Raw genomic sequence first — 8695 nt, 5'->3', positions numbered from 1 at the left:
AGATAACATCTTAAAATACATTAATAAATCTATTTCAAGATACAAAAAAACGAGCAGAAAAGCTAAGGCTTTCTGCTCGTTTATGAGAGTTAATAAATAGACTTTTTCAGTAGCCTCGATATTACGACACACTTTTTTTTTGAAACACATTCCGACTACTTAGACAGATACTTAGGTTTTTATAAAGAATTACCAAATCTTACAGAAGTTATTGTTCATGCGGCTGACGGAATTTTCAAAATCACCAACCAAGGCATTGAGTATTTTATACGCCATAATCATCAAGAAGTATTTTTAGATAAAGACGGCAACCAACGTGGCATCCCTTATGAAGTTTCAAAACAAGTTAGAGACAATTTGATTAAACGCATAAATGACATTTTAAAAGCAAGAACATTTGACGAATTATTTAATATCGTTACTGAATGTAAAGTAAAAGGCTTTGGCGAACTTTCAATATATGATACTGCAATGAGAATAGGGACACATATGAACATTGAGCCTGATAAAGTTTATCTTCATGCTGGGGCAAGAAAGGGAATGGAAATTTTAGAAGACAAAGGTTATATGGAAATAGGAAGTTCAAAAAAGAAATACGTTGAACTTAAAGAGATGCCAAAACCCATGCAACAATTAAAAGCCGCTGAATCGGAACACTTATTATGTTCAATGAAAGACAATATGAACACATTAGAAATGTGTTAAACAAAATTAATAATATGTCCAAATTAAATAAAGTAAAAGAATCAATTTTAAGAATATGGAAAGACCCAGTTGGGAGTGCAGTAATTTCAACAGGAATTATCTCACTTCTAACTATTTTGATAGGGTATTCAAGCCAACAGGTTTATGACTTCCTTATTTCAATCTTAACATACAAATTACCAATATTTGTTTTTTTGTCAATCGCTGGATTATACTTTTTGACAAAAATAGTGATTAGATTATTTAAGAAAAAGACTGATCCGATTTGGGACGAACAAGTAGGAAATTATAAATTCAAAGAATTATATAAAATTTTACAAAACCAAAACTACCCAATTGGGACAAATGGAATGAGTTGGTCAGGACAGAAACCACCAGAAGAGGACTTGCTGACTATGTTTCATACTTTTTCAACATTTTTTAATAGAGGATTAAAACTTGAAGATGATTTACAAGACGGTGGTTATTTATACGGAATACTTGCACCCAAACTTGTTGGTTACGGTTTATTAGACAAAATTGAAACGAAAAACTTGAAAATTGATGTTATTGACGTCAAGTACCAAACATCGGAGATTGGACACAAATTTTATTCTTTAATAGAAAAATCAATTCATTTATTACCCAACGACAAAAAAGCCCGAACCGCCAATAACTAGGCATTCGTGGTGGCTGAAAGCCAAACCATGAAGGCAATGTTGAACTCAAGCTCTGGTAGCGGACGGCTTCGGTGGTTTCTTTTATGGAGTTGTCGTTCGACTTGAAGATTTTGGAAGAGCAGGTTTTTGTCTGCTTTTTTTGTTTTTAGGACTTATTTCTCATTTATAGTTATACTCATGTTTTAAAGTAAGTCTTTTGAGAATTATTAGTCCGTTTGACCAATTAAATTTAAAGTAAGCCTATTTTTGGGGATTAAAAGATAAATTATTACTTTGGATTGTAGAAATTCAGGCTTCAACAATACGAAAAATACGACATCAATAGTACAACGAAAAATAGGAATAACACAAAACAATACAAAAAGTACTACAAAACTTTCGCATAATAGCTAGTTACCAGCAAGGCTAAACAACGACACGACCACGATGAAACACTTAACAACAATATTATTTCTACTGACCTTAACAACAACTTTCGGGCAGACAGTTTACGAGCCGCAAATTCTCATACTTGCACCAAACGTGACAAAATACGAGAAAGCGTTTGACAAAGAAGTTTCAACGTATAACAAGGAAATCAAGAAAAGAATAAACACTTTAGAACAAGAACAAGCTCTGAATTCACCCGACTTTAAAAAACAACCAGAAAACATTCAAATTATAACTAAAAGCGAAATAGAGTTTTCCAAAGACCTTGACTTTTTCAAACAAGCAAGTTTTATTTCCGAACAAATGTTGGCGTATCGTTTCTTTGAGAAATTCCCCAACTTATTAATTAAGATTAAAGACACCAAAAGCAACGGCACATTAGACGACTTGAAGACGCAATCAGATAAGGAAAATCTTCAATATGTTTTAAATTTCTCCTCAATTGAACTTTATAAGGAGAACAAAATTAACTATGCGAAAATTATAGTTCAGCTTTATGACAATGTTTCAAACTCAATCCTACTTGACAAAACATACATAGGCGACTGGAGTAATCCGGGTTTTGAATTTTCTTGTGAAGACAAGACTATCAATTGCACAATAAATAATGCTTTATCACAAGGGTTGGAAGAAGTTATTTATACCATAGCATCGAATAGTCCTACATTAAAAAGAGAAAAGCAATTACAACAAGAACGATTTGAGGTTTTAATAAAAAGCTATCTCAATCAACCTTTCGACAAGCAATCAGCTAAAAATATCATTTCACCATTAGACAGCAACATCAATATTGATATAGCTTACCAGGCTCTATTTAGCACAGACAAAAGTAAATTTGTCGCATTCTTTATAGAGCAAGTTTCTGCCCAAGATTTCAAAACACTAAAAGACAACAAAAAGGATAAGAATGTAAATATCATTTCAAGTAAAGACATAAAAGACGAAGGATTTTTAAACGACATTCCGAAAACTTACGGATATATCGTTAAAGGTTTGAAGTACAAAGACAAATGGTATTATGAAAAGTCCAACGTAACATATTTTGATGCAAAGTCATTGTATGATGGTCAACAAAAGTTCTTTAATAACTTACAACAATGGAATTTCTTCAAAGACAATTCAACGGAATTTAACCCAGACTTTTGGGAAGCAAAATTGTTTAAAAAAGTACCCGACCTTAGGCAAGACCCAGAGTGGGAAAAATATGGAGAAACCATTTGGAAAACGGATGAAATAAACAATCGACCTTACATCGGCTTATATAAAATGGTTGCAGATAATATGCGTAAGGAATTAGAAACCAAAAATGTTGAATTTGAAAAAACTAAAAAAGAACAGTTTGCACAATTCTATAATGGACTAAAATCTAAGAAAGCAGACATCTACAACAAAATATCCGAACATTCTTTAATATATCCTTCAGACAAATCAATTGTTATGAACCCAACTTTGATAACCAATAAAGAGGGTAAAAAGACAATACATTATTTCGTAATTCTCAGTCATCTAAATCGTGTTTTTGAATGGAATTATTTTGAACCTAAAATTATTGCTGACAATTTATATGGAAGTCAAGTTGTAGAACAAATTAGCACCTTAACAGATTGGAATTTTTCAGTTGACAATTTAAACGATATGGAATTTTGGAACAAATATGTTTTACTAAAATCAGGTGACACATATAATTACTTGACCGAAGTAAAATGACAAGACACGAAGGACAAAGCCCAGCTAGTAATAACTAAGCATTCGTGGTGGCTGTAAGCCAAACCATGAAGGAATGCGGACGGCTAGTCTAGCGGTTGGCTTCGAGGGTTTCTTTTATGGGTTTGTCGTTCGACTTGAAGATTTTGGAAGAGCAGGTTTTTGTCTGCTTTTTGTTTTTAGGGCTTGTTTCTCATTTATAGTAATCTCATGTTTTAAAGTAAGTCTTGCAAAAATTGTTAGTCTGTTTGGACAATTAAATTTAAAGGAAGAGAATTATTAGGAATGAATAAGGAAACAACTACTTTAGGAAGTGTAAAAAATGGTACAACAATACAAAAAGTATTGCAAATACTTTCGCATATTAGCGAGTTATAAGCGATTTTAGGACGACCATGATAAGACAATTTTTAACCATATTCATTTTGACGATTTTCTTTTCGTGCGGACATAGAAATAATAATAGTGAAAGTAAAATTGACACCATTGACAATCCTTCCGTTGACACTTTTTCAACACAACCTATTAACAAACAAATCTACCTAGACAACAATTGCAGTTATGATAATCAAGTATCAAGTCTAGGTATTGGCTTAATCATTGCACCATCAAAATTTGAAATTTATAATGACAGTTTACTTAGCGACAAAATAGCAAGTTGGGACATGTATGAAGATGAAAGCAAAATGAATTTATGCTCAAAATTTTTCAAACCAGACTATGGAATAATGCATTTTGTGTGTATCGCAAAAAGTGAAAAAGCATATAAAGTTTTAGTCAACTTTTCCGATATTAAATATTTACCTAAGACAAAAAATTATGAATTCAAAACTTGGGACGAATACATATCTCAATCTTTCGGTATAAGACGGCTTACAAACGATAATGGAGACATTTCAAAAAAAATCACATTAAGAATTAAACCAGTAGACAACTCAGACACATTGGCAAGTCCTTTAGGACTTGAGTTATTTTGTCCAATGGAAATTAAAGGTGATTGGATAAAAGTGAGATATGATTGTTTCTACAATGACGAAAATAATTCATATGAAGGTGAGCCTTGCCACAATTATATTGACAAATGCAAAAATCCATTGACAGGTTGGTTACGATGGCGACAAGAAAACCATTTACTTATTGACATATTTTTGATGCCATGACAATAAAAACGGCTTATAATAACATCGCCTTCGTGGTGGCTGCAAGCCGAACCATGAAGGCATGGCGGATGGCTAGTCTAGCGGTCGGCTTAGTTAATTTCTTTTATGGAGTTGTCGTTCAACTTGAAGATATTTGGAAGTGCAGGTTTTTGCCTGCTTTTTTGTTTTTAGGGCTTGTTTCTCATTTATATTTATGCCTATGTTTTAAAGTAAGTCTTTTGAGAATTGTTAGTCTGTTTGGACAATTAAATTTAAAGTAAGCCTATTTTTGGGGGTTAAAAGATAAATTATTACTTTGGATTGTAGAAATTCAGGCTTCAACAATACGAAAAATACGACATCAATAGTACAACGAAAAATAGGAATAACACAAAACAATACAAAAAGTACTACAAAACTTTCGCATAATAGCTAGTTAGCAGTCAGGCTATGACGACCTCATGCAAACCCGAACAGATAGAAAAATGGACGACCATAACGATACTAAACGACTTTCAAGACTAACTGCAATTTTGATAATTTTGCAAACGAAACGACTTTTGACAGCATCGGAATTGGCTAACAAATTTTCAGTAAGCAACAGGACAATTTACCGAGACATAAAAGCACTAGAACAAGCAGGTATTCCAATACTGACAGAAGAAGGAAAAGGTTATTCTTTAATGGAAGGTTACAGAATACCACCAGTAATGTTTACCGAAAGCGAAGCCAATGCTTTAATTACAGCCGAACAACTCATTTTAAAAAATAAAGACGCTTCGTTTGTAAAAGAATATTCAGAAGCTATCAACAAAATAAAATCTGTTTTACGCAACAACACCAAAGACAAAGCAAACTTACTTTCCGACCGAACTGTATTTAGACAAAATACAGACAACGACCGAACAAGTAATTATCTATCAACATTACAATTAGCCTTGACAAATTTTAACCTTGTCAAAATAAAATATCATTCACCCGACACCAACCAAACAACGGAAAGAACAATTGAACCTTTTGCCATTTACAGCACACAAGAAAATTGGTTACTCATCGCTTTTTGCTTACTACGGAAAGATTTCAGGGCATTTCGTTTGGACAGAATTCAAAACCTGACAACACTTAATGAACAGTTTGAACCGCATAAAATGACCTTGCAGGAATATTTTGAAATTTGTAAGGAAAAGTATTTTTCACAACCCTTGACATAGGGTTGTCGCAACACCATTTTAGTTTTGTGGCTTAACTAAAAATATTTCAAAAATGAACAAAGTAAAAATTGAGCCTTTTCAAGTAATCGGCATTGCTGTAAGAACCACAAACGAAAACAATCAGGTTGCAAAAGATATTGCAGATTTGTGGGGTAAGTTTATGAATGACAAAATTTTGGAAGCAATTCCAAACAAAATTGACAACACGGTATATTCAATATATACGGACTATGAAAGCGACCATACGAAGCCTTATACGACAATATTAGGTTGCAGAGTAGAAAATTTAAACGACATTCCCAACGGAATGATTGGCAAATCTTTTGACGGTGGAAACTATATAAAACTATCTGCCAAAGGGGATTTAATGAAAGGGCTTATCGTAAACAAATGGTTAGAAATTTGGGAAATGGATTTGGAAAGAGTATTTACAGCAGACTTTGAAGTTTTTGGCGAAAAAGCACAAAATCCATCGGACGCAGAGATTGACTTTTTAATTGCTGTAAAATAGATAAAATGATGGAGCAACTTCATAACTATTATCTAAATAAAGAAGAGCCAAACAAGAGTTGCCTGCTTGCATTACGAAGTATTATTCTTGACCAAGACACAAATATTACTGAAACGCAGAAGTGGGGAATGCCCTGCTTCTGCTATAAGAAAAAAATGTTTTGCTATTTATGGACAGATAAAAAAACGGAAGAACCGTATATTCTTATGGTAGAAGGAAAATACCTTGACCACCCCGAATTGGAAGAAGGCGAACGTTCCCGAATGAAGATTTTTAGAGTTAATCCAAACCAAGATTTGCCTATAAAGACAATTGAAAACATTTTGCAAAAAGCATTAGGCTTATATAAGAACGCAACAATAAAAATAAAAGAATGACAGACAGAATGGACATACGGTTAACAACGACAAATCAAAATTTCAAAATAGAAAAATATACAGAGAATGACAGAGAACAAATTCTCAACGTTTGGGAAAAATCTGTATTAGCAACTCACGACTTTCTAAGTCCGACCGACTTTGAAGAAATCAAACAACTCGTACATACATTCAATTTTAATGATTTTGAAGTTTATTGTCTAAAACAAAATGAAGAAGTAGCAGGATTTATTGGTCTCGCTGAACGAAAAATAGAAATGCTTTTCTTTTCGCCTGAATATATCGGAAAAGGTCTTGGAAGAAAGCTGACTGACTTTGCTTTTTCAGAATTAAAAGCCGACAAAGTGGACGTAAACGAACAAAACACAAGTGCGGTTAAGTTTTACGAAAAACTCGGTTTCAAAACATACGAACGGACAGATAAAGATGACCAAGGAAAGGAATATCCTTTATTGAGGATGAAACTTGAAACAATGGAAAACTAATAACGAGAAAAAGCCCGAACCGCTAACAGCAGTTTGGCAAAATGGCGGGTTCAGTGTTAAATTCAAGTTCAGTTCTTCGATTAAGCTTTTGTGCAAAACTGAACATTTGTACTTCGATTTCTGCCACTTCGCCAAGCTGCAAAACGTTAGCTGCGATTATAAACAAACCTGCATAAAAATGAAACAACTTTTGACATTCTTATTTTTTGTGACAACAATAAATCTTTTTGCACAAAATGTGCGTTACGACAAACAGAATATTTATAAAACTAAATTTGACGATGCAATTCCTATATTAAATGTAGCAACGTTTCATATGGGAGAGACTTCTGATGCAAACTCAACAGATTTTGATGAAAACGACAAAAAAAATCAGCAAGAAATTAAAAACTTAGCTAAGTTATTGGCTGCATTTAATCCGACAATAATTGTTATTGAAGACTTACCTAAAAATGATAGTTTAAGACAAATTTCGTATTCAGATTATCTAAAAAACCCAAAGAAAAAATTTGTAAATCCAGACGAAAGAGAATTGTTGGCTTATGAAGTTGGAAGACTTAGCGGAGCAAAAAAAATTTATGGAATTGACTTTAAAGAGGGGTATAACTATAACGTAAATGTTACAAATAGTGTTGATACTACAACATTAATTAAATATTCTGTATTGAGTGATGAAAATGATGCGAAAAATCCCGAGAAAGGAATTCCTTTTTTTGAATTATTCAAATTAAATAATCATCCTCAATATTTGGAAAGTCTTATAAATTTTAATGCTGATTTGTTATTATACAATTCAAGTAAAAATAATTCCGAAGGAGCAGACGAAGCAGGAAAATTTTATCATAGGAATTTAGTTATGTTCTCTAATCTTAACCAAATTCCTGTTAGCAAAAATGACAAGATTTTTATATTAATGGGCGGAACTCATACTGCTTTCTTTATGGATTTTTTAAAAAGAAGCCCAAAATTTAAACTTGAAAACACATTTGATTACCTAAAATAACCGCAGCTAATAACTAAGGTTTCGTGGTGGCTGAAAGCCAAACCATGAAAGAATGGCGGACGGCTAGTCTAGCGGTCGGCTTCGGTGGTTTCTTTTATGGAGTTATCGTTTGATTTGAAGATTTTGGAAGAGTAGGTTTTCACCTGCTCTTTTTGTTTTTTGGGCTTCAGATGTTTCTATTTTGTCATCCTAAAAATAGTTTGTAATTTATGCAAGGATAGAACTTTGAAAAGCCAAATGCTACCAGAGATTTATCAGTTCAATACCATCATTGGTGGCAATTTCTGACACTCCAAGAATTTTAAATGTTTTAAAAATAATCTATCGTATGAAATATCTATTGACAATATTTTGGTAGTGTTAATCAAGTAATGCTCTTTGTTTGTTATAGTGGCAAATAAAGTATTTTATAGCCCCTATATGATTTTCTAATTTCTTGGAAAAAGACAATGTTTGTCTTACTAATCGGCTA

The 8695-nt window shown here is 32.8% G+C and carries 9 protein-coding genes and 1 pseudogene; 9 read left to right on the top strand and 1 reads right to left on the bottom strand.

Features of this window, described 5'->3' with window-relative positions; genetic code table 11:
* Positions 1 to 357: 357 nt before the first annotated feature.
* From VB776_RS24255 to VB776_RS24215, 9 genes are all read left to right on the top strand, one after another.
* Positions 358 to 705 (top strand): hypothetical protein, encoded by a 348-nt coding sequence (locus VB776_RS24255; RefSeq protein WP_323699433.1) that lies wholly within the window; start codon positions 358 to 360, stop codon positions 703 to 705.
* A gap of 14 nt (positions 706 to 719) precedes the next feature.
* A complete protein-coding gene (locus VB776_RS24250; RefSeq protein WP_323699432.1) occupies positions 720 to 1364 on the top strand; it encodes a hypothetical protein in 645 nt (214 codons plus the stop codon).
* A gap of 426 nt (positions 1365 to 1790) precedes the next feature.
* On the top strand, positions 1791 to 3500 hold the full coding sequence (locus VB776_RS24245; protein ID WP_323699431.1) for a hypothetical protein: 1710 nt from the start codon (positions 1791 to 1793) through the stop codon (positions 3498 to 3500).
* A 422-nt stretch (positions 3501 to 3922) separates the two neighbouring features.
* Positions 3923 to 4657, top strand: a complete 735-nt coding sequence (locus VB776_RS24240; RefSeq protein WP_323699430.1) for a hypothetical protein — start codon at positions 3923 to 3925, stop codon at positions 4655 to 4657.
* A gap of 464 nt (positions 4658 to 5121) precedes the next feature.
* Positions 5122 to 5847, top strand: a complete 726-nt coding sequence (locus VB776_RS24235; protein WP_323699429.1) for a helix-turn-helix transcriptional regulator — start codon at positions 5122 to 5124, stop codon at positions 5845 to 5847.
* 52 nt (positions 5848 to 5899) lie between these two features.
* A complete protein-coding gene (locus tag VB776_RS24230) occupies positions 5900 to 6358 on the top strand; it encodes a GyrI-like domain-containing protein (protein ID WP_323699428.1) in 459 nt (152 codons plus the stop codon).
* Between the two features lie 5 nt (positions 6359 to 6363).
* The gene (locus tag VB776_RS24225) at positions 6364 to 6735 is read left to right on the top strand and encodes a DUF1801 domain-containing protein (protein ID WP_323699427.1); all 372 of its coding nucleotides are present in this window, start codon (positions 6364 to 6366) and stop codon (positions 6733 to 6735) included.
* An 8-nt stretch (positions 6736 to 6743) separates the two neighbouring features.
* The gene (locus VB776_RS24220) at positions 6744 to 7220 is read left to right on the top strand and encodes a GNAT family N-acetyltransferase (RefSeq protein ID WP_323699426.1); all 477 of its coding nucleotides are present in this window, start codon (positions 6744 to 6746) and stop codon (positions 7218 to 7220) included.
* Between the two features lie 178 nt (positions 7221 to 7398).
* The gene (locus VB776_RS24215; RefSeq protein WP_323699425.1) at positions 7399 to 8223 is read left to right on the top strand and encodes a DUF5694 domain-containing protein; all 825 of its coding nucleotides are present in this window, start codon (positions 7399 to 7401) and stop codon (positions 8221 to 8223) included.
* Positions 8224 to 8583: 360 nt separating this feature from the next.
* Here the strand turns inward: VB776_RS24215 and VB776_RS24210 are convergent.
* A pseudogene (locus tag VB776_RS24210) lies at positions 8584 to 8695 on the bottom strand (IS1 family transposase); the annotation flags it as partial.

This window comes from Arcicella gelida (assembly GCF_034931025.1).
Taxonomy (GTDB): Bacteria; Bacteroidota; Bacteroidia; order Cytophagales; family Spirosomataceae; genus Arcicella; species Arcicella gelida.
Note: the sequence above shows the minus strand (reverse complement) of the source record. Positions and strands in the feature narration are given on the sequence as shown.